The sequence below is a fragment of the Faecalibacterium tardum genome (assembly GCF_040096515.1).
Lineage (GTDB): Bacteria > Bacillota > Clostridia > Oscillospirales > Ruminococcaceae > Faecalibacterium > Faecalibacterium tardum.
Window position 1 is genome coordinate 40,232 of the sequence record NZ_JBBMEO010000010.1, and the last position, 21,801, is coordinate 62,032.

General features: G+C 56.6%; 15 protein-coding genes and 1 tRNA gene. 12 read left to right on the forward strand and 4 right to left on the reverse strand.

The window, feature by feature from the left end; genetic code table 11:
• The first annotated feature begins 122 nt into the window (after positions 1–122).
• Positions 123–821 carry a GntR family transcriptional regulator gene (locus tag WMO44_RS08100; RefSeq protein WP_349152284.1) on the forward strand — a complete coding sequence of 233 codons (699 nt, stop codon included), beginning with the start codon at positions 123–125 and terminating at the stop codon, positions 819–821.
• Between the two features lie 42 nt (positions 822–863).
• Here WMO44_RS08100 and WMO44_RS08105 read toward each other — a convergent pair.
• Positions 864–937 (reverse strand) — tRNA-Gln (locus WMO44_RS08105).
• Between the two features lie 410 nt (positions 938–1,347).
• Between WMO44_RS08105 and WMO44_RS08110 the strand changes: the two genes are divergently transcribed.
• The 8 genes from WMO44_RS08110 to WMO44_RS08145 all read left to right on the forward strand — a co-directional run bounded on the left by WMO44_RS08110 (position 1,348) and on the right by WMO44_RS08145 (position 12,488).
• Entirely contained in the window at positions 1,348–1,806 is a 459-nt protein-coding gene (locus tag WMO44_RS08110) for an InlB B-repeat-containing protein (RefSeq protein WP_349152285.1), read from the forward strand.
• A gap of 46 nt (positions 1,807–1,852) precedes the next feature.
• On the forward strand, positions 1,853–2,086 hold the full coding sequence (locus WMO44_RS08115; RefSeq protein WP_242852953.1) for a hypothetical protein: 234 nt from the start codon (positions 1,853–1,855) through the stop codon (positions 2,084–2,086).
• A gap of 405 nt (positions 2,087–2,491) precedes the next feature.
• A complete protein-coding gene (locus WMO44_RS08120; RefSeq protein ID WP_349152286.1) occupies positions 2,492–3,031 on the forward strand; it encodes a hypothetical protein in 540 nt (179 codons plus the stop codon).
• Positions 3,028–3,618, forward strand: coding sequence for a signal peptidase I (gene lepB, locus WMO44_RS08125; protein ID WP_055186076.1), 591 nt, complete (start codon positions 3,028–3,030; stop codon positions 3,616–3,618). The genes WMO44_RS08120 and lepB overlap by 4 nt, the downstream gene beginning before the upstream one ends.
• Before the next feature lie 22 nt (positions 3,619–3,640).
• Complete coding sequence (locus WMO44_RS08130) at positions 3,641–9,055, forward strand: SpaA isopeptide-forming pilin-related protein (protein WP_349152287.1); 5,415 nt, start codon at positions 3,641–3,643, stop codon at positions 9,053–9,055.
• Positions 9,056–9,203: 148 nt separating this feature from the next.
• On the forward strand, positions 9,204–10,709 hold the full coding sequence (locus WMO44_RS08135; protein WP_349152288.1) for an isopeptide-forming domain-containing fimbrial protein: 1,506 nt from the start codon (positions 9,204–9,206) through the stop codon (positions 10,707–10,709).
• Between the two features lie 80 nt (positions 10,710–10,789).
• A complete protein-coding gene (locus tag WMO44_RS08140; RefSeq protein ID WP_055186078.1) occupies positions 10,790–11,635 on the forward strand; it encodes a class C sortase in 846 nt (281 codons plus the stop codon).
• Positions 11,622–12,488, forward strand: coding sequence for a peptidase (locus WMO44_RS08145; protein ID WP_349152289.1), 867 nt, complete (start codon positions 11,622–11,624; stop codon positions 12,486–12,488). Before WMO44_RS08140 ends, WMO44_RS08145 begins: the two co-directional genes overlap by 14 nt.
• Before the next feature lie 549 nt (positions 12,489–13,037).
• Here WMO44_RS08145 and WMO44_RS08150 read toward each other — a convergent pair.
• The 3 genes from WMO44_RS08150 to WMO44_RS08160 form a co-directional block, all read right to left on the reverse strand.
• Positions 13,038–15,179, reverse strand: a complete 2,142-nt coding sequence (locus WMO44_RS08150) for a polyribonucleotide nucleotidyltransferase (protein ID WP_055186080.1) — start codon at positions 15,177–15,179, stop codon at positions 13,038–13,040.
• 210 nt (positions 15,180–15,389) lie between these two features.
• Positions 15,390–15,644 carry a 30S ribosomal protein S15 gene (gene rpsO / locus WMO44_RS08155; protein ID WP_005925047.1) on the reverse strand — a complete coding sequence of 85 codons (255 nt, stop codon included), beginning with the start codon at positions 15,642–15,644 and terminating at the stop codon, positions 15,390–15,392.
• 156 nt (positions 15,645–15,800) lie between these two features.
• Complete coding sequence (locus tag WMO44_RS08160; protein WP_349152290.1) at positions 15,801–16,637, reverse strand: CPBP family intramembrane glutamic endopeptidase; 837 nt, start codon at positions 16,635–16,637, stop codon at positions 15,801–15,803.
• Positions 16,638–16,902: 265 nt separating this feature from the next.
• On the opposite strand from WMO44_RS08160, the gene secA reads away from it, so the two are divergent.
• From secA to WMO44_RS08175, 3 genes are all read left to right on the forward strand, one after another.
• The gene (gene secA / locus WMO44_RS08165; protein WP_349152291.1) at positions 16,903–19,743 is read left to right on the forward strand and encodes a preprotein translocase subunit SecA; all 2,841 of its coding nucleotides are present in this window, start codon (positions 16,903–16,905) and stop codon (positions 19,741–19,743) included.
• Between the two features lie 83 nt (positions 19,744–19,826).
• A complete protein-coding gene (locus WMO44_RS08170) occupies positions 19,827–21,044 on the forward strand; it encodes a M20 metallopeptidase family protein (RefSeq protein WP_349152292.1) in 1,218 nt (405 codons plus the stop codon).
• Positions 21,045–21,079: 35 nt separating this feature from the next.
• Positions 21,080–21,646: a glycerol-3-phosphate responsive antiterminator gene (locus WMO44_RS08175; protein WP_112121865.1), complete on the forward strand. Its 567-nt coding sequence runs from the start codon at positions 21,080–21,082 to the stop codon at positions 21,644–21,646.
• The last annotated feature ends 155 nt before the right edge of the window (positions 21,647–21,801 follow it).

Here is a 21,801-nt window from a genome sequence, read left to right on the forward strand (position 1 = left end):
GTGTGAGTACAAATTCTTGTATACAAGTGCTCAAATAAAGTTCCGTTCCAGCATTGACATTCCGCTGTCGGAACGGTACAATGATAATAAGATTATATTTACCGGATAAATGGAGAACGACTATGGCTACATTACAGCACACGGATGAGCTCTATCATATTCTCGAGGACGAGATCTGCACGTTGAAGATCCTGCCCGGGGAAGCGCTGAGCGAGAACCAACTGTGCAAGCGGTTCGGTGTTTCGCGCACCCCCATCCGCAGCGTTTTGCAGCGGCTGGAGCAGAACCGCTTTGTGCAGATCATCCCCTGCAAGGGCACCATCGTCACCGCCATTGATATTGGCGTGGTGGATCAGCTCATCTTCCAGCGTGTTGCGGTGGAGGGCATGGTGTTCCGGGATTTTGTGCAGAGCTGCTCGCCCATGGAGATCCTTGCGGTAGAACACCTTTATAATGTGCTGCTGGAGGCCGCCGCGGGGCGCAGCGACCCGGAAAACTTTGATTTCAACCACTTCCTCAGCTGCGACCTTGCCATGCACGAGTACTGGTTCCGCAAGACCAGCAAGGAGTACCTTTGGGAGCAGATGACCCGCCCGCAGGCAGACTATTCCCGCTTTATCCGTCTGGACATCGTAGGCGCGCGCAACGTGTCCAGCGTTGTCAGCGAGCACGCCGAGATGCTGCGTATTCTGCGGGAGAAGGATCTGGACGCCATTGAGCCGCTGATGCGTACCCACCTGTACGGCGGCGTGAGCCGCATGGGCAGCAAGGTCTACTCGGACGAATACCGCGTCTACTTCAAGCTGCCAGAGGGCAAATAATAAAAAGGTCGCTGCACAGTCTCCTGTACAACGACCTTTTTCTGGTTGCGCCAGCAGGAGTCGAACCTACGATGGGGGAGTCAAAGTCCCCTGCCTTACCGCTTGGCGATGGCGCATCATGCAAGATAGTATAACATATTTTCCGCTTTTCCACAAGAGGTGTGCCGCGTTTTTGCCGCTTTTTTCTGTGCGCTGCCCGCTGCATTTGCGGCGGTTTGAGTCGTTTTTTTGGCTTTGCGGCAAAGGTTTTGCTTTTTCCATATCCTGCCATGTTTTTACGAAAGGTAAGTTTTGCGGGATGCGTTTTTCAAAAAGCGCAGTCTACACGGGCATAAATTTTATCTTGCAAAGGTGAAATTTATTTTTTTCTTGATTTTTCTTATTATTTTCTCAAAAGACTGTATTTTTTGTTGCGGTTCTGGTACACTGGATGTGATAAAAATAAGTTGAAGAAACTTCTCCTGCGTCCGGGCTGCACCCGGGCGAGGCAGTGTCTCCATCTTTGTGAAGGAAAGCGAGGGATCTCATGAAAAAATTCCTGAAAACGCTGGTGGTCGGGCTTTGCCTGTTCACGCTGCTGTGCTGCGCACTGCCGGCTGCATTTGCTGCCGACAAAACTTCAGGGAGCAAAAAGGAAGAGAACGTGTACGCCATTGGTATGGATGCTCAAGGCGGCATCTGCTCTACCGTGGTCACCTACACGAACCTGTCCGGCAAGCTGGAGAGCACGCCTGAGCAGCCTACCATGACGGGCTACACCTTTGACGGCTGGTACACCGAGCCGGTGGGCGGCAGCAAGGTGACCACCTCCACCGTGTTCACCTCCGATGCCACCATCTACGCCCACTGGACTGCCAAGGTCGGTACCTCTACTGTGCCGCAGCCCACCACCCAGCCTGCCACCGTCCAGTGGCAAAAGTATGTAGGGCCTGCCCTTGTGGCCGGTGCCCTGCTTACTACTCTGCTGGTCGCCACCATGTTCTGAACACTGCTGTAAACGCAATGATACCATTGAAGAAAGGGATCTTACCATGACTACTTCTACCATGAAAATGCCCGCCAGCTATTCCGCTATCGAAGCCGAGGAGATGACCTATCTGGACGGCGGCGCCAGCAACGCTTATCAGGCCTTTCTGGACGTTGGCAAGGTGTTCAACTACATCGCCCGCATCTTCTCCGGTGCAAGCTCCATCATCAACAACGTCAACGTCATTTACCAGTCCTTTGTATCGCTGAACAGCCTGCTGGGCAGCTTCGGCAAGTAAAAGGATCACCCCAAAGTTTGGATACGGGAGTCGCGCTTTTTTCGAAAAAGTGCGGCTCCCGTTTTTCGTAGGCGCACTGATTCAGCGCATTACTGCGCAGAACTTCGCACCCCAGAATTATGAAGGGAAATTTTAACAATTCTGTGGTATATTACCTTCTTTTTAGGTGTTTTACATATAAAATAAAAAAATTTGCGATATTTTTTCGGCTTTATCTCTTGATTTTGTGTCCGATTTGTTATATTGTTGTTACAGGGAGTGTGCTAAAATAAGATAGTTTATAAAAGGTCTCTCCAGCCGCGCAAATCGCGTGGAGACAAGCGATTTTTCAGGCATTTTCTTTAAGTTTTTTCGGTATTTTCGAAAGAAATTTCGTTATCTTTACATTCGGGAGTTTGTACGCAAATGGCAGATCGTGAACTGCGGCGGATGCACCGCGCTGAACTAATAGAGATCATCTATGCGCTGAAACAGAGCGAGGACCAGCTCAAGGCACAGAATGCCGCGCTCACCGCGCAGCTGCAGGACCGGCAGCTCCGGCTGGAAAGCGCCGGTTCCATCGCGCAGGCCGCGCTGGAGCTGAACAACGTGTTCGCCGCCGCACAGGCCGCCGCCGATGACTATCTGCATTCGGTACAGGCCAGCGTTGCGGACACCAACGCCACCGCTGCCAACACCCTTTCGCAGGCACGCAGCGAGGCTAAACGCATTCTGGAACAGGCACAGGCAGACGCCGACAGTCTGAAAGCGCAGGCGCAGCAGGAATGCGACGCCATGACCGCCGCCGCCGCGCAAAAGCGCACCCAGACCGAGGCCGACTGCAAGGCCATGGTAGAGCGCGCCGAGCAGGAGGTGCAGCAGCGCTGGCAGGCATTTGACCACAAGGCCAACGAGCTGCTGGACCAGTACCGCAGCACAGACGGCCTGCCTTCGGAGGAAACATGAAAAAACGCGATATCCGGTTCGCTTCCATCCCTTCCACCGAGGAAGTGGCCGCAGAACGTGAGCGTCTTGCGTACCAGAGCCGCTACCAGCGGGTGCTGCGCAGTACGATCTATATTCTGGTGGTGGTGGCCGCAGTAGCCGTGCTGCTGGCTACGCTGTTTTTGCCGGTGCTTCAGGTCTCTGGCGACAGCATGAACCCTACGTTGAATGACAAGGACATTATCCTGCTGGTAAAATCCAACCACATTGAAAACGGTGAGTTATGCGGGTTTTACTGGCAGAACAAGCTGCTGCTCAAGCGCATCATCGGGCAGCCCGGTGATGTGATCGATATGGACGTGAACGGCGTGGTCTCGGTAAACGGCGTGGCACTGGATGAGCCTTATGTGGACGCGCTGACCGTGGGCGAATGCGACATCCGGTTCCCCTATCAGGTGCCGGAAAACCGCTACTTCGTGCTGGGCGACCACCGCTCCACCTCCATCGACAGCCGCAGCAGCGTGATAGGCTGCGTTGAAAAAAGCCAGATCGTTGGCAGGGTGTTCCTGAGGATATGGCCCTTGTCCAGCTTCTCGTTGATCCATTGACCCCGGGAGGAGGTATTTCGTTATGAACGACATTCTTAAAACGTACATGGAGCGGTTCCGCGAGAACCGGCACACCCTGCGGCGCTACACCGCGTTTGTGCTGGCACTTGCCATGATCACCACCCTGTTCGTGAACTGGCAGCTGCATGGCGTGGGCATCTCGATGACCGCGCAGTACCAGTGCGGCGAGGAGGAGCACACCCACACGGCGGATTGCTACACCAAGGTGCTCACCTGCGGTTACGAGGAAGGCGAGCTTGAAAATGCGGACGAGGTGGCCGCCGCTGCTGCGACCAGTCAGCCCACCATTGAAGAAGAGCCCGCGCCGCTGTCGCTGGAGCCGCAGATCGAGTTTGTGCCCCACGAGCACACCGAGGACTGCTACACCGAGGTGCAGACCCTGACCTGCATGGAGGAAGAGCACGTCCACGATGACGACTGCTTCGACCCTGAGGACGGCAGCCTGATCTGCGACAAATTTGAGCATACCCACGACGAAAGCTGCTATACCACCGAGTACGAGCTGACCTGCGGCTTAGAGGAGGGCGAGCTTGTGGAGCAGGTGGTGGAGCCCACCCAGAGCGCCGCACTGGCAGCGATGGCTGTGGCCGAGCCCGTGGCGCTGGCACCGATGGTGGACACCGTGGAGCCCATCTACCACCACCATACCGATGCCTGCTACGAGGAAGTGCTCACCTGCCCCCTGCCGGAGCACCACCACACCGTTGCCTGCCTGAGCGACACCTCCGCCGACCTTGAGACCCCCGAGGAGTGGCAGGCCGCCAACGCCGAGGCCGTGATGACCGGCAACTGGGCCGAGGATCTGGTCAGCGTGGCGCAGACCCAGCTGGGCTACGAGCAGAGCGAGAAAAACTTTGAGATCGACCCCGCGGACGGCGTGACCCTGCGCTACTACTCCCGCTACGGTCAGTCCTACGGCAACCCCTACGGCGAGTGGGACGTGATGTTCCTCTCTTACTGCCTGAAGTACGCCGGTATCCCCCAGAGCGCTATCCCGCAGGAGGCCAGTGTGCTTGCCCTGCGCAGCTCCATGAGCGACATGGACTGGCTGCTGGACGGCGAGGACGGCAGCGCCGCCGATGTGGGCGACATCGTTATTTATAATAAGTACGTCACCCGCACCGTGGCTGTGGACAGCAGCGCCGACGGTGCAGCGGACGGTCTGGACGACCTGTTCAGCACGGACGCCGAGGGCGAGAACAGCGCAGAACTTGAGGAATCCGGCGCTGCTGCGTTGGATAGCGTCCCTGCCGCCGAGGACACGACCACCCTCGATACCCCTGATCTCCCCGACACCGCTGCGCCCAGCGTGGTTTCCCCCGCTGCCGAGCCGCAGACCACTACCGTAACTGACGCTCAGCCCGTGGAGACCGTGGGCATCGTGAGCAGTGTGGACAGCGACGCTGACACGCTGACCGTTATTTCCGGCGATGTGGACGGCAAGGTGGCTGAGGTAACGCTTTTCGATGCTGATGTTCTGGCCGTGGTGGATGTTGCCGCCGCTCAGTACGCCGACACATACGGCGGCCAGCTGCCTAGCCGCCCGAACCGTGCGCCCACGCTGATGACGACGGAAGAACCGACCTACCTTGATTACTTTGTGGAAACGCCTGAGGGCGAGACAACCTCCACAGGTATGAAAAAGGGCGGCATTACCAAATATACCTTTAAGATTGACAACACCGAACAGACTGATAATTTTACGGTCAAGGCTGATCAATCCGTCTATTTTACCTTCGACTATCAGATTGCCGGCGGTGTGCTGGAAAAAGTAAATGGAAAAAACGTTCTGACCTATAACCTGCCTGCCGAACTGTGCCCGAAGGCAGAAACAGACACAGAGATTTATGATCGTGCTGGCAACAAAGTAGGCACACAGTATTTTCACAAGAACGGCACCACTACGCTTGTCTTTGATATTGACTCTCCTTATTTCAACCCGGCGGAAACCTTTAGCGGCCAGTTCAGTTACGATTGGACGTACAGCAAGGAGTCTGCTACCGAGAATAAAACGTTCCACTTCCCCGGCAGCCGCACGGAGATCACGCTGGAAAAGTATCAGGATATCAAGATCGAGAAGAGCCAGCCTTCGGATAATAACGGCACGATCCAAGAAACTTCCGATGGCAAGACCAAGATCCGCTATACGGTCACGGTAAGCTCGGAGCATGGCTGGGATGAAAAGGTTCAGATCTGGGACGGTCTGAAGCGCGTAAATGGTGACATTCAGGCTGAGTATGACAAGGATTCCTTTGAGCTGAAAAAGTATAAAGCGGACGGCACTTTCGAAACCGTTTCCTGCACACCGGATTTTACAAAAAACGCCGATAGCAAATACAGCGGCTACGAAAAGACCTTCCAGATCGAAGGTCTTGACGCACTCAAGGCCGGTGAACGCTACGAGTTGACCTACGATGTTCTTACCACCCGTACCAGTTACTCAGAGCTCCAAAACACCGCAACTACCGATAACGGCAACAAACAAGACGATCGTACCGTTAAGCTGGACAGTCTTATTACAAAAGAACAGGGCGCATACGATTCCGCAAACAACTGCATCGACTGGATCGTCACTGTAAAGAACCCTACCGGCTCTGACCTGAACGGCTACATTGTAACAGATACCCTTGATAACGGTGCAACGATTAAAGGCGATGTCAAACTGTATGTGCAACTGGAGCACGATGGTTACACTTGGTCTAATCGTAAGATTGATACCGTCAATAATGCGGCTGGCACATCCACCTTTACCTACACCTTCCCTGCGGGCAGTAATGCAAAGCTGTATCAGTTCAAGTATCAGACCACTCTCCCGGCAGGCGTCACCTCGGTGAAAAACAAGGCCGAGTACAGCAAGGAGATCGGCGGCAACAAGTTTACCGACGAAAAGACGTTCAATCCCTCTGGCGGCGGTCAGGGCGGTCAAAGCTTCAGCCCGCAAAAAACTGCATCCGGCACGCTTGCCCCGAAGGACGCCGACCATCCGAACCTTCTGGCAGCACCTTGGACGATCACCGCTACGATCCCCGGCAAGGGAAAGTATGAGATCAAGGATAATATCAGCGGCTGCTCGCCCCATGGCACGAATATCCACTATGGCATCGCCAGCGAGCTGCAAAAGCAGATCGAGCAAAACCTTGACCTCACCTACATCAACGATGATCAGGAAGGCACGCTGAATTATGCTGACCTTACAGCCAAGGGTATCACGTTTAAAGTAACGTACTATCCGTATGACTGGTGCAACGGCTATCCGGTCTCTTCTGCTGATTCTACCACGCAGGTGCGGTCCTTCAAGATCGAGCTTGACACCACAAATTGCACCCTTGCCCTCAGCCAGCTGACGCTGAACTACAGCACGCAGGTGGATATAAGCGGTCTGTCGGAAGGCGACCGTATTACTATCTCCAACCAATTAGTCAACAATGGAGACACTGCCAGTTACGATTACCTTAAGCCCAGTACCGGCTTTAAGATGTCCAAGGGCGTCAAGCTGGTAAATAAAACTGACTCTGTCAACAGTATTTTCTGGTATTGCGGCGCTCCGGAACAATCCTCCGGCGGTACACTTACTCGCAATTATTCTGACTTCCAGTGGCAGGTACTCCAGTATCAGATCCTTCTGGATTTCTCTTCTGTAAGCGATACCCTGCCCGATAAGATCACCCTGACCGATACGCTTCCCAAGGGTCTCACTTTCCGCAACAACACCCCCTCGGCTGCCATCGTGTTCACCAATGGCTACGGTAAGGGTGTCCGGTCTAATGATCTGCCCTTGAAGAGTACTGGTAACATGAATATTCAGAACTACTTCGCAGATCAGAGCAAGCTTGAGATCAGCACCCCCGCCGAGGGTTCAGAGGATGGACAGACCATTACGTTCCACATTGATGGACTGGATCAACTCGACTTTGCTAAACTCAAGGCTGATGGCTATACCGAGCTGGTGCTGTGCTATCAGGCCGAGTTGACAGATTCCCGTTGGAGCAACGTCAAGTTTGATGAATTCCTCTATTCCAACGGAATCAAGTGGGAGGAGGCAAAGAAACAGGACAAGGTCGATGTAAAGGTCACCCAAAAGGTCGATGTGCTTAAAAAGGAAGCCGTGCAGATCACAAATAAAAAAGACAGCCGCGTAAAGTACACCCTGACCATCAACTCCGCCGCCAAAGACCTTGTTCCCAACAGCAACACGGTCACCCTGACCGATATTCTTACCGTGCAGCACGCAAGCGTTCAGGCATCGTTGGATATTTTCAGCGTAAAGCTGTATAATGCAGATACCAAACAAGAAATATCCAAATACGAGTACAGCTACACCCAGCCGGTGTTGGGTACAGATAGCAACGGTTACCCCACCTACACCACCACCTTTACCCTGCCGGATTCAACACCGCTTGTGCTGGAATATGAATATGTTACCAACGCTACCGCCGATATCTACCTGAACAACGAAGCAAAAGTTTATGGCGGAAGTGCTTCAGTCAAAGACTTCGAGCTTGAAAAGGTTGGTGCGACCTCCATAGTGCATCAGGCTAAGCTGACTGTTTACAAGGTGGATAAGCGCAACTATTCAAACGCCCTGACGGGTGCAACCTTCGCTCTGGATCGTTTCAATTCCAGCACCGGTGGTTGGGATCCCGTCCAAAATGAAGCTGGGGTAGATGCCAACGGCACGCTGACCTTCTACTTTGCACAAGCGGACGGCCTGCAGGAAAACACCTTGTATCGGCTTACGGAGACAAAAGCACCCGCAGGCTACAGCAAGGCATCCGCTCCGTACTACTTTATCTATCAGGCGCAAGGCTCTGACGAAGCCGAGGCCTATAACGCCGCCGTAAACGGCCACAGTGGTGAAGATATTCCCACGCAAAACGCTGCAAACCTTCTCTACTGCGCCCATAACAAAGCCAGCGAACTGTTTGTGCCCAACACCGCCGACAGCCTGACCATTATCAAGCACTGGCGCGATAAGGACAACAACACCCTGACAGCAGAGCAGGCAAAGCTGGATGAAGTAACGGTAGACTTGTACTGCTATAGGACCAATGAGGACAAGAGTACCGCAAAACTTTACGAGCCGCAATCTACCGTTACATTGCGGAAGAGTGAAGACTGGACAGCCACTGTGCCCATTGACCCCGCTTATCTGGATGGCTACACCTTCTATATTGTAGAAAAGAACGTCAACGAATCCCGCTTTACCGTAGTCTACGACCAGCCGCTTGGCGTAACGGTGGGCAACACCCTCACCTTTACCAACACCGAGACGGAAAACGCCGGCTACGAGCTCCCCTCTACCGGCGGCACCGGTACACTCCCGTACACAGCCGTGGGCGGCACAATGATGCTGTCTGCGCTGGCATATAACTTTATCCACCGCAAGCGCAGACGCGAAGGGAGGGCAGATGACTAAACTGCACTTCCCCCAGCTGGACGCCCGAGGCTGAGCCCCCGCCCGCCCAGCGCAAAGTTTACGCGATAGACCGAACAAAAACGCCCCCTCCCCCCTGTACAAAAACACAGGGGGCGGCAAGGGGCAAAAAAAGAAAGGGGCTTTTTCCATGAAAAAAGCAATGAAGAAACTCATGGCTGCGCTGCTGGCAGTTGCTATGGTTTGCGCCATGGCGATCCCGGCGTTTGCAGATGGCAGCAGCTCTACCAGCACTGCTGCTGTTACCCTGTACACGATCACCGCACCTAAAAACGGTCACACCTACGAGATCTACCAGATCTTTACCGGTGATTATGATGCACTCCAACCGTCCATGCTCGCCAACATCAAGTGGGGCAAAAACGGCACTGGTACGGCTGGCGAAGCTGTTGAGCAGACTGTTCTGGACGCACTTTCCAAGGTTGCTTCCTACACAAGCGACAGTGATAAGCTTGACGTTATCGATAAATATGTCACTCTGACCAATCCTGTAGAGACCATTACAAACGGTGGTTCTGTTGAAGTTGTTGGCGGCTATTACCTGATTAAGGACAAGGACGGCTCTGTGCCTTCCTCTGAGACTTATACCCCTTACATCGTTTCCGTTGTTGGCAATGTTACCATCGAGCCGAAGAGCAATGAGGTTCCCGAATTTACCAAAAAGCTGAAGGACACCAACGATACTACCGGCGAAGTTTCCCGCTGGCAGGATTCTGCCGACTATGATATCGGCGATAAAATCCCCTTCCGCCTGCAGGGCACTGTTTCCAAGGACTATGATTCCTATAAGACGTATTACTACGCTTTCCACGATGTGGAAGAAAAGGGTCTGACCTTTGACTCCAGCTCTGTGAAAGTTTTTGTTGGCGATGAAGAGACCGGTACTAAGATTGATGCTAGCAATTATACTGTCGTTACCAACCCGGCCGATGGCTGCACCTTTGAGATCGTGTTTGATGATCTGAAAAATATCCACAGTGTTACTGCTAAATCTATCATTACCGTTACCTACGAGTCCACGCTGAACGGGAACGCTGTTCTGGGCGCACAGGGCAACGTCAACACGGCAAAGCTGGAGTACTCCAACAACCCGCGCGGTAACGGCACGGGTACAACTCCTTGGGATAACGTCATCGTCTTTACCTACAAGGTGGTCGTGAATAAGGTCGATCAGGACAATAATCCTCTGGTAGGTGCACAGTTCACTCTGACCAAAAAGATTAATGGTGGCACGGAAGTTATCAAGACTATGACCATCGACTCTAGCGAAACTCAGTTTACGCTGTCCGGTCTGGATGACGGCGAGTACACGCTGACCGAGACTGCAACCCCCGCCCACTACAACACCATCAGCCCCATCACCTTTACTGTCAACGCTGATCATACTATCACTTGGGAAACCGAGCGTCGTGAAGATATCCTGACCTCTTTGAGCGGCGACAAGAAGGTTGGCGAAATCACCTTTACTTCTAGCAAAACCGACGGAACTCTGACTACAAATGTCATCAATAATATCGGCACTACCCTGCCCGGCACCGGCGGCATCGGCACCACCATCTTCTATGTGATCGGCGGCGGCCTGATGGTTGCAGCAGCCATCCTGCTCATTACCAAAAAGCGCATGGAGAACCGCTAAGCTCTCCTTTTCCCCTGCACAGAGCGGGGCTGTAAAGCCCCCTGCTCTGGTCCTGAAACTATAACGTTAGGGAGTAGCCCATGAAAAAGAACAAAAGCACCATTATATTGATCCTCGTCTTTTTCGTGGGTCTATCCGTGATGTTATACCCCACCATCAGCGATTACGTCAACCAGCGCAACCAGTCCCGCGCGGTGGCAAGCTACGCGCAGGACGTGGACAACATGACCGATGCGGATTACAGCGCCTACTTTGACGCCGCCGATGCCTTTAACGCACAGGTGGCCGCCAATGAAAACGCCCTTTACCGCCCGGATCAGCTTACCGGCTACAACGAAACGCTGGATATTACCGGCACCGGCATTATGGGTTACATCACCATTTCCAAAATCGGCGTGGAGCTGCCCATCTACCACGGCACCGGCGACAGCGTGCTGCAGATCGCCGCAGGCCACTTAGAGGGCACCAGCCTGCCGGTGGGCGGCGCGTCCACCCACGCGGTCATCTCGGCGCACCGCGGCCTGCCCAGCGCAAAGCTGTTTACCAACCTTGACCAGCTGGAAGTGGGCGATACCTTTACCATCACCGTGCTGGATCGGGTGCTCACCTACGAGGTGGACAAAATTTCCATCGTGCTGCCCACCGAGACCGACGAGCTGAAGATCGCCGAAGGCAAGGACTACGTTACCCTGATGACCTGCACCCCCTACGGCATCAACACCCACCGCCTGCTGGTGCGCGGCCGCCGCGTGGAGACCCCGGATCAGTACAAGCACCTCCGCGTTACCGCCGAAGCGCTTAAAATTGAACCCATTATTGTTGCGCCCATTATGGCGCTGCCCATGCTGCTGATCTTGCTGATCGGTATGCTGCTTTCTACACGCAAACCCAAGAAAACGAGAGGTGAAGAACATGAAAAGCATTGATCTGCGTCATCGTCTGGCGGCTGTGCTGCTGGCTGTGTGCCTTGTGGTATGCTGCACCCTGCCGGCCTTTGCCACCAGTGCCAACATTGTGCTGGGGCGTCTGGGCTCGCTCCACGTCCGTCTGTACGACACCCACAACGATGTGCCCCTGCGTGGCGGCGAGCTGACCCTGTATCAGGTGGCCACCGTCAAGCGCACCAACGGCAACCTGTACTTTGACTATACCGGCGATTTTGCGGGCTGCGGTGTGGTGCTGGGCGACCTTTCCGACAGCACGCTGGCTGACCAGCTGGTAAAGTATCTGCCCGTTGTGCCCGCCATTGCCGCCCAGCAGGACGTGAACGAAGAGGGTTACGCCGACATTACCAAGCTGCCGCAGGGGCTGTACTTGGTCGTGCAGACCGAGGCATCCCACGGCTACGAGGCCATTAAGCCCTTCCTTGTGTCCATCCCCATGCCCGATGGCGACAACTGGATCTACGATGTGGACGCCACCCCCAAGGTAGGTGCCACCATCCCGGAAACGCCGGACATCCCCGACACCCCGGATGTGCCAGTTACACCGCCGGATACGCCCGACACACCGGACACCCCCGATTTCCCGGAGCAGCCGGATACGCCCGACACGCCGGTAAGCCCGGACAGCCCTGACAACCCGGTAAGTCCCGGCAACCCGGACAATCCCGTAAGCCCCGAGAACCCGGATAACCCGGTCTCCCCTTCCAACCCCGATAAGCCTGTTCTGCCCCAGACCGGTCAGTTGAACTGGCCCGTGCCGGTGCTGGCTTGCAGCGGTGTGCTGCTGTTTGCCGCTGGCTGGGTGCTGAACCGTCAGGGCAAAAAGGAAAACTGACCCTGTCTCCTTTCTTTTCGGCATAGTTTGGCGTTGTGTGCCGAATTTGCTCCCCCGCAAGGGGGAGCATTTTTTATGCCCTTTCCCCTGCCGGGTACAGTACGATTTTGAATGCGCTCCGCGTTGCTCTGCGCATAATCAGCGGAAAATATATTTTTAAATTTGCAATTCTGGAAAATCTGCGGATTTTCCAGAATTGCCTTTTCACGGGTGGGGTTTTGGCACGAACCCTCTCAGGCATCTCGCTTTGCTCGATACCAGCTCCCCCGAAGGGGGAGCTTTTTGGGTGCTGCCGCAAGGCTGTACCACAGCACAAAGCGGGCTCGCTCTCTCCGTCATCACTGTGCGATGACGCCTCTCCCAAAGGGAGAGGCATTGGCATAGCGGAAAAGTTTCCGACTAAACCGCAAAGTATCCGGCAGCGCTAGAGGCTCCCTCCCCGAGGGAGCTGTCAAACCCGCAGGGTTTGACTGAGGGAGTTACACACGCAAAAGAGCCGCTGTACAAAACGTACAGCGGCTCTTATTTTATGCAATCTGTATTAGATTTTTACTGCTGCTGGGCGGCCTTTTTGGCTTCCAGTGCCAGAATGGCGTCGCGGCGGCTCAGGTTGATGCGGCCCTGCTGGTCGATGTCGGTCACCTTGACCACGATGGCATCGCCCACGGCAACCACGTCCTCTACCCGCTCCACGCGCTTGGTGTCCAGCTTGGAGATATGCACAAGGCCTTCCTTGCCCGGGGCGATCTCCACAAAGGCACCAAAGTTCATCAGGCGGGTCACCTTGCCCTTGTAGATGGCACCGATCTCGGGGTCCTCCACAATGGTCTTGATGGTAAAGATGGCGCGCTTTGCGTCCTCCTGATCCACGGCGGAGACGAACACATGGCCGTCCTCCTGCACGTCAATCTTGCAGTTGCAGGTAGCGCAGATGTCCTGAATGACCTTGCCGCCCTTACCGATCACGTCCTTGATCTTGTCGGTGGGGATCATCATGCTGAACATCTTGGGTGCCCAGCGGCTCAGCTCTGCACGCGGCTCGGCGATCACAGGCTTGATGATCTCGTCCAGAATATACAGCCGGCCCTTGCGGCACTTCTCGAAGGCCTCGGCAATGATGTCGTAGGTCAGGCCGTCGATCTTGATATCCATCTGGATGGCGGTAATGCCCTTGCGGGTGCCGCCAACCTTAAAGTCCATATCGCCGTGGAAGTCCTCCACGCCCTGAATGTCCAGCATGGTCATCCAGCGCTCGCCCTCGGTGATCAGGCCGCAGGAGATACCGGCAACCGGAGCCTTGATGGGCACGCCTGCGTCCATCAGTGCCAGCGTAGAGCCGCAGATGGAAGCCTGAGAGGTGGAGCCGTTGGAAGAGAGCACCTCGGACACGCAGCGGATGGTGTAAGGGAACTCCTCCAGAGAGGGCAGCACCGGCACCAGAGCACGCTCAGCCAATGCGCCGTGGCCGATCTCGCGGCGGCCGGGGCTGCGCGGTGCGCGTGCCTCGCCCACAGAGTACGGCGGGAAGTTGTAGTGGTGGATATAGCGCTTGGTCTGCTCATCGGTCAGGTCATCCATCAACTGGTTGTCCTTGGTGCCGCCCAGCGTGCAGGTGGTAAGCACCTGCGTCTGACCGCGGGTGAACATACCGGAGCCGTGCACGCGGGGCAGAATGCCCACCTCAGCGGCCAGCGGGCGGATCTCGTTGATGCCGCGGCCGTCCACGCGCTTGCCCTCATCCAGCAGCCAGCGGCGCACCACGAACTTCTGCATCTTGTAGCTTACCAGATCCAGGTCGGCGGCGGACAGGTCGGGGTATTCCTCGGCGATCTTGTCCATGATGGGCAGCAGGGCTGCGTCACGCACGTTCTTGTCGTCGGTGTCCATAGCGGCCTTGAAATCGTCCAAGTACTTATTCTGGATGGCGTGGAACACGTCCATGTCCAGACCCACCACCTGGAAGTCGATCTTCGGCTTGCCGCGCTCGGCCACGATCTTGTTGATGAACTCGATGATCTTCTTGATCTCAACGTGTGCGGTCTTGATGGCGGTCAGCATGGTGTCCTCGTCCACCTCGTTGGCGCCGGCCTCGATCATCACGATCTTGTCCATGGTGGCGGCAACGGTCAGGGCAAGGTCGCTCACCTTGCGCTGCTCCTGGGTGGGGTTCAGCACGATCTCGCCGTCCACCAAGCCCACCTGCACGCCGCCAATGGGGCCGTTCCACGGGATATCGGACACGGCGGTCACCAGAGAAGCGCCGATCATACCGGCGATCTCGGGGCTGCAATCCGGGTCAAGGCTCATGACGGTCATGGTGATGCACACGTCGTTGCGCATCTCCTTGGGGAACAGCGGGCGCATGGGGCGGTCCACCACGCGGCTGGTCAGGATGGCGCGCTCGCCGGGGCGGCCCTCACGGCGCATAAAGCTGCCGGGAATGCGGCCTGCGGCGTAGAGCTTTTCCTCGTACTCCACGTTCAGCGGAAAGAAATCCACGCCCTCGCGGGGCTTGGGGCTCATGACCACGTTGCACATCACGCAGGTCTCGCCGTAGCGGATCAGTGCGCTGGCATTGGACAGGCCGCACATCTTGCCCATTTCAACCTTGAACGGACGGCCGGCCAACATGGTTTCGTAGACCTTGAAGTTGTCAAAGGTCTCTTTGCGGGAACCAAATTCGATTGCCATTGTTTCTGCCTCCTTGTTTTTCGGATCGTTCTATCCAAAAAGCTGTGGCGCGCGCATTATAGCAATAAATCCAGCGTCCCTGCCCGCAGGCACAGGCGTTCGATTTACTGCTGCAATACGCTGCCACCGCTATTTTGTGCACATGGGATACATGGAGCTATCCATAAAGCAAAGGGCAGGTACCTTTGCGGTACCTGCCCTCCGTTAAAATTACTTACGCAGACCCAAAGTTGCGATCAGAGCACGGTAACGCTCGATGTCCTTCTTCTGGAGATAAGCCAGCAGATTGCGGCGACGGCCAACCATCTTCAGCAGACCGCGGCGGCTGTGGTGATCGTTAGGGTTCTTCTTCAGGTGCTCGTTCAGCTCGTTGATGTGAGCGGTCAGCAGAGCGACCTGAACCTCGGGGGAGCCAGTGTCCTTCTCGGTCAGAGCGACTTTGGCCATAACTTCCTGCTTATTCATAATACAGTACCTCTTTCAAGTAATTTATCTGCCTATGGCACAGCGGCGGGAAACGGTTCTCCCAAAAGCGGGCATACTCCCAGCCCCGTACCACGGTAACAGATACAGTATACCAGATTGCCCGGCAGATTGCAAGAAGATTTTTGTCCGCATGCCTTAATTTTTTACAATGCCGCCCCAGTACAGCTGCACTTCCGGCAGCTTCTTTTTGCGCAGCAGAAACAGGGTGGGGATCAGGTACACCGCCACCGATAGCAGCCGCGAGGCATCGTAGCCGCTTACGCTCTCGGCCACGCTGGTGGTGCCGTACAGCCCGCCGATGAGCATGGCGGCAATGTCCATGGCGCTGTGCAGGAACACCGTCACCCACAAATTGCCGGTGCGGAAGTAGATGGCAGCCAGCATCACGCCCAGCGAAGCCGCAAATACGCACTGCATCAGCACACCAAAGGGTTCCGAGCCGAGCAGGTTGCTCAGGTGCGCCGCACCAAAGAGCACACCGGACACAAGACAGGCTTTCCACACCCCCGCGCGGGCGGTGCCGTAGCGCTCCAGCAAAGTCTGGGCAATGATCCCCCGGAACACCAGCTCCTCGGCCACGCCCACAAGGATCATGTTCAGTATAAAGGTCAGAATGCGGGGCAGCGGCTGCAACGGCGTGTCCGGACGGCCAAAAGCCAACGTTCCAAAGGCTGTGTACCCGATAAAGAACAGCGGGTACATGCCCACCAGCATTCCGTTCAGAAAGCCGCAGCCGCGCCGCCGTAGCAGGTCCAGCCTGCCGGTACGGGCCAGCAACAAAAGCGCCACCGCCAGCCCGACAGCCTCCTGCACAGAGCCAAACAGGTAGCCGTCCATGGTGTCAAAGTCCGCCCCTGCCGCTGCCAGCCCGATGGTAGCCAGCAGGCTGAACACGACCATGCTGCCAAGGAACAGCACCTCGGACAGGATACAATAAAGAATGGGGTGCGCGGTGCGCAGCCGTTTGAGCATAAGTACAGCCCTCCCTATCAATGATAGCCCTATTCTACCACGATTCCCTCAAAAGCGATAGGGCGAAAATAAAGTGTGCAGCCGGGAGATCAGGGGTCTGTGAACGGCTTGCAGCATCTTTTTACAGAAAGTTCATGTAAAAACGGGCTAAAATAGCCTTGCAGATTTGACGTGTCTGCTGCTTTGGTGTATCATATATTTGTATTGTTATGCGCGATTCCGGGCGCATCACAGCCCGATTTTTAAGATTTATGAGGTGTGACCTATGTCCCTTGTTGAAAAACTTTTTGGCAGCTTCTCTGACCGGGAGCTGAAAAAGGTGAACCCCATCACCAAACAGGTGCTGGCGCTGGAGCCCAAGTATCAGGCCATGTCCGATGCCGACTTGCAGGCGCAGACTGCCGTGTTCAAGCAGCAGCTGGCTGAGGGCAAAACGCTGGACGACATCCTGCCGGATGCCTTTGCCGTCTGCCGCGAAGCTGCATGGCGTGTGCTGGGCATGAAGCACTTCCCTGTGCAGGTGACCGGCGGCATTGCCCTGCACCGCGGCGATATTGCCGAGATGCAGACCGGTGAAGGCAAGACCCTTGTGGCTACCCTGCCCGCCTACCTGAACGCCCTGACCGGCGAGGGGGTGCACATTGTTACCGTTAACGACTATCTGGCCAAGCGCGACAGCGAGTGGATGGGCAAGCTCTACCGCTGGCTGGGGCTGACTGTCGGCCTGATCGTACAGGGCATGGACGGCGATGCTCGCCGGGCCGCCTACAATGCCGATATCACCTACGGCACCAACAACGAGTTCGGCTTTGACTACCTGCGCGACAACATGGTGACCTACAAGGCAAACATGGTGCAGCGCGGCCACGCCTACGCCATCGTGGACGAGGTGGACTCCATCCTGATCGATGAAGCCCGCACCCCCCTGATCATCTCCGGCCGCGGCGAGGACTCCTCCAGCCTGTACACGCAGGTGGACCGCTTTGTGCGCACCCTGCACAAGAGCGTGGTGGTGGAGCTGGAAGATAAGGTCTCCACCGATGAGCAGGCCGATGGCGACTACGTTGTGGACGAAAAACACAAGACCTGTACCCTGACCGCCGCCGGTATCAAAAAGGCCGAGGCCTATTTTAAGGTAGAAAACCTTGCCGCCGCCGAAAACATGACCCTTGCCCACCACATCGATCAGGCCATCAAGGCCTACGGCGTGATGCAGCGGGACATCGACTATGTGGTCAAGGATGGTCAGGTCATCATCGTGGACGAGTTCACCGGACGTCTGATGATTGGCCGTCGGTACAACGAGGGTCTGCATCAGGCCATCGAGGCCAAGGAGGGCGTGAAAATCGCCGCCGAAAGCAAGACGCTGGCTACCATCACCTTCCAGAACTACTTCCGTATGTACAAAAAGCTGTCCGGTATGACCGGTACCGCCCGCACCGAGGCCACCGAGTTTACCGAGATCTACGGCCTGAACATCGTCAGCGTGCCCACCAACCGCCCGGTGCAACGCAAGGACTACCCGGACGCCATCTACAAGACCGTGGAGGGCAAGTACCGCGCCGTCATCGAGCAGGTAATGGAGTGCCACAAGAACGGTCAGCCCGTGCTGGTGGGTACCGTCAGCGTGGAAAAGAGCGAAACGCTCGCCAAAATGTTACAGCGCCACACCCGGGATTTCAACGTGCTGAACGCCAAGAACCACGAGCGCGAAGCCGAGATTGTAGCGCAGGCCGGTAAAAAGGGTGCCATCACCATCGCCACCAACATGGCAGGCCGTGGTACCGATATCATGCTGGGCGGCAACGCCGAGTTCATGGCAAAGGCTCAGATGCGCAAGGAGCACTTCTGCGAGAACCTGCTCAACCCCGACACCCCGCAGGACGCCGACCCGGCAGCTGTGGAGCTGCTGCTGACCGAAGCCAACGGCCACGGCGAGACCACCGATGCCAACATTCTGGCCGCACGTCAGCGCTTTGAGCAGCTGTACGCTCAGTACAAACCCGCCATTGACGCCGAGGCCGACGAGGTGCGCGCCGCAGGCGGCCTGTTCATCATTGGCACCGAGCGCCACGAGAGCCGCCGTATCGACAACCAGCTGCGCGGCCGTGCCGGCCGTCAGGGCGACCCGGGCGCTTCCCGCTTCTACCTGAGCCTTGAGGACGATTTGATGCGCCTGTTCGGCGGCGACCGGGTGTCCGGCCTGATGAACACCCTGAAGATTGACGAGGATACCCCCATCGAGAACCGCATGATCACCAACACGCTGGAAAGCGCCCAGAAAAAGCTGGAAGGCCGCAACTTCGAGATCCGTAAAAACGTGCTGAAGTACGACGACGTGATGAACCAGCAGCGCGAGATCATCTACGGGCAGCGCCGCAAGGTGCTGGACGGCGAGGACATCAGCACCGAGATGCACAAGATGCTGCGGGAGAACATCGATTCCAGCTGCGCCCAGTTCCTTTCCGGTGATGTAAAGGACGAGTGGGATTTTGGTGCGCTGCGCCGTCACTATCAGGGCTGGCTGACCACCGATGCCGACTTCCACTACACTGTGGCAGACTTTGATAACCTTTCCCAGCAGGGCATTGCCGATATGCTCTACGACCGCGGCATGCAGATTTTGCAGGCCAAGGAGGTGCGCTACGGTGCACCTGTCATGCGCGAGCTGGAGCGCATCTGCCTGCTCAAGTGCGTAGACCGCCAGTGGATGGACCACATCGACAACATGGACCAGCTGCGGCAGGGCATCGCGCTGCGCGGCTACGGTCAGAAGGACCCGGTGGTGGAATACCGCATCGAGGGCTTTGATATGTTTGACCAGATGGTGGATTCCATCCGGGAGTCCAGCGTCAAGATGCTGCTGACCATCGAACTGCGCGCCGCCGGTTCCGCTCCCAAGCGGGAGCAGGTGGCAAAGCCCACCGGCGAGGGTTTTGTGCCCGGCAACGGTGCACCCGGCGTCAAGGGCAGCCCCAAGGGGCAGCCGGTGCGTGTGGTCAAAATTGGCCGCAACGACCCCTGCCCCTGCGGCAGCGGCCTGAAGTTCAAAAAGTGCACCTGCGCCCAGTATCACCCCAATGGCAATAACGGCGGGGAAGAATAACCGTAAGGCAAAGCCCTCCCCGTCATGGTTCTGCTGCGGCCGAGAGGGCTTTCCGCATAAATTCAGAGGGAGTTGATTTTACAATGATCGCACCGGAAAAACTGTTGGAAGCTGCCAAGGCGCTGGAGCCCCAGCTGCAGGAATGGCGGCGCACACTGCACCGTCACCCGGAGGTGGGCTTCGACCTGCCCCAGACCAAGGCACTGGTCAAAAAGGCGCTGACTGAGATGGGCTACACCCCGCAGGACTGCGGCAAGTGCGGCGTGGTGGCGCTTGCAGGCGGCAAGCGCCCCGGCAAGGTGATCCTGCTGCGGGGCGACATGGACGCTCTGCCCCTGCAGGAAGAATCCGGCGAGGAATTTTCCTCTGAGCTGCCCGGCAAGATGCACGGCTGCGGCCACGATATGCACACCGCCATGGTGCTGGGCGCGGCCAAGCTGCTCAAGGAGCACGAGGACGAGATCGAAGGCACGGTAAAGCTGGAGTTCCAGCCCGCAGAGGAGATTTTTCAGGGCTCGCTGGATATGATCAACAGCGGCCTGCTGGAGAACCCCAAGGTGGACGCAGCGGTCATGTTCCATGTGCTGGCCGGAATGCCCCTGCCCGCCGGTATGGTGCTGGTGCCGGGCGGCGGCATTACCATGGCCAGCTGCGAGCAGTACCACATCGTTGTGCACGGCAAGGGCGGCCACGGCTCCATGCCTAACGCCTGCATCGATCCCATCACCGCAGCGGCGCACATCCACATTGCCCTGCAGGAGATCAACAGCCGCGAGCTGGACCCCGCAGGCTTCGGTGTGTTCACCACCGGCCGGTTCGAGGCAGGCAAGGCTTCCAACGTCATCCCGGATACTGCTGATATGTGGGGCACCATCCGCACCGTGGACCCGGAGCAGAAGGTCAGTGCCCTCATCCATCAGCGCATGACCGAAATCGCGCAGGGCGTGGCTACCGCCTACCGCTGCACCGCCGAGGTGGAGTTCAGCGATTACTGTCCCTGCATGGTGGTAGATACCCCGCTGGCGGGCAACGCCCTGACCTATATGACCGAACTGCTGGGCAAGGGCGCTATGGATATGACGCCGCTCACCGGCGGCAAGCCCGGCGGCGGCAGCGAGGACTTCGCCTTTGTCAGCCACGAGGTACCCACCGTGAGCATGTTCTTAGTTGCTGGCAACGCCAAGGAGGGCTACACCTACGGCCAGCACCACCCCAAAGTGCGCTTTGACGACAGCATCCTATACCGCGGCACGGCAGCCTACACCTATATGGCGCTGCGCTGGCTGGCAGAGCACCAGTAAAGTTGCCCCACAGAACGCCGGGCAGGAGGAAAAGCATGAAGCAGGAGCTGATGGATGCCATTCTGGAAACGCCGGTCATTGCGGCAGTCAAGGACGATGCAGGGCTTCGCAATGCGCTGACCAACGAGAATATCCGGGTGGTATTTGTATTATATGGAGATATCTGTAATATCTCCTCCATTGTGCGCCGCATCCACGAAGCCGGACGCTTTGCCGTGGTGCATGTAGACCTTATTGCCGGGCTGGCGGGCAAAGAGGTGGCGGTGGACTTTATCCGCAATACCACCGAGGCGGACGGCATCATCTCCACCCGGCAGTCCTTCATCCGCCGCGCCAAGGAGCTGGGGCTTGCCGCCATCCTGCGGGTATTTCTGCTGGATTCCATCGCGCTGGAAAGTCTGGATAAGATTCCCGCAAACCTGCCGGACTGTCTGGACCTGCTGCCCGGCGCTATGCCTAAGATCCTGCGCCGCGTCTGCGCCAAGGCCAAGGTGCCGGTGCTGACCGGCGGGTTGATCGCAGACAAGGAGGATGTACTGGCTGCACTGGAAGCCGGTGCTACCGCCATTTCCACCACCAATCAGGCCGTGTGGGATATGTAAGGCTGCGCATTCTGCATTCTGCGCAAAAGCGGCAGGCACTTTTTGTAAGGGTTTCACAAAAAGCGCAAAACACCTTGCTTTTTTCGCAGGGACAAGGTATCATAAGAATCAACAAGTGCTGTTTGTTTCAAGAGATATGAGCGAAACGGACAAGG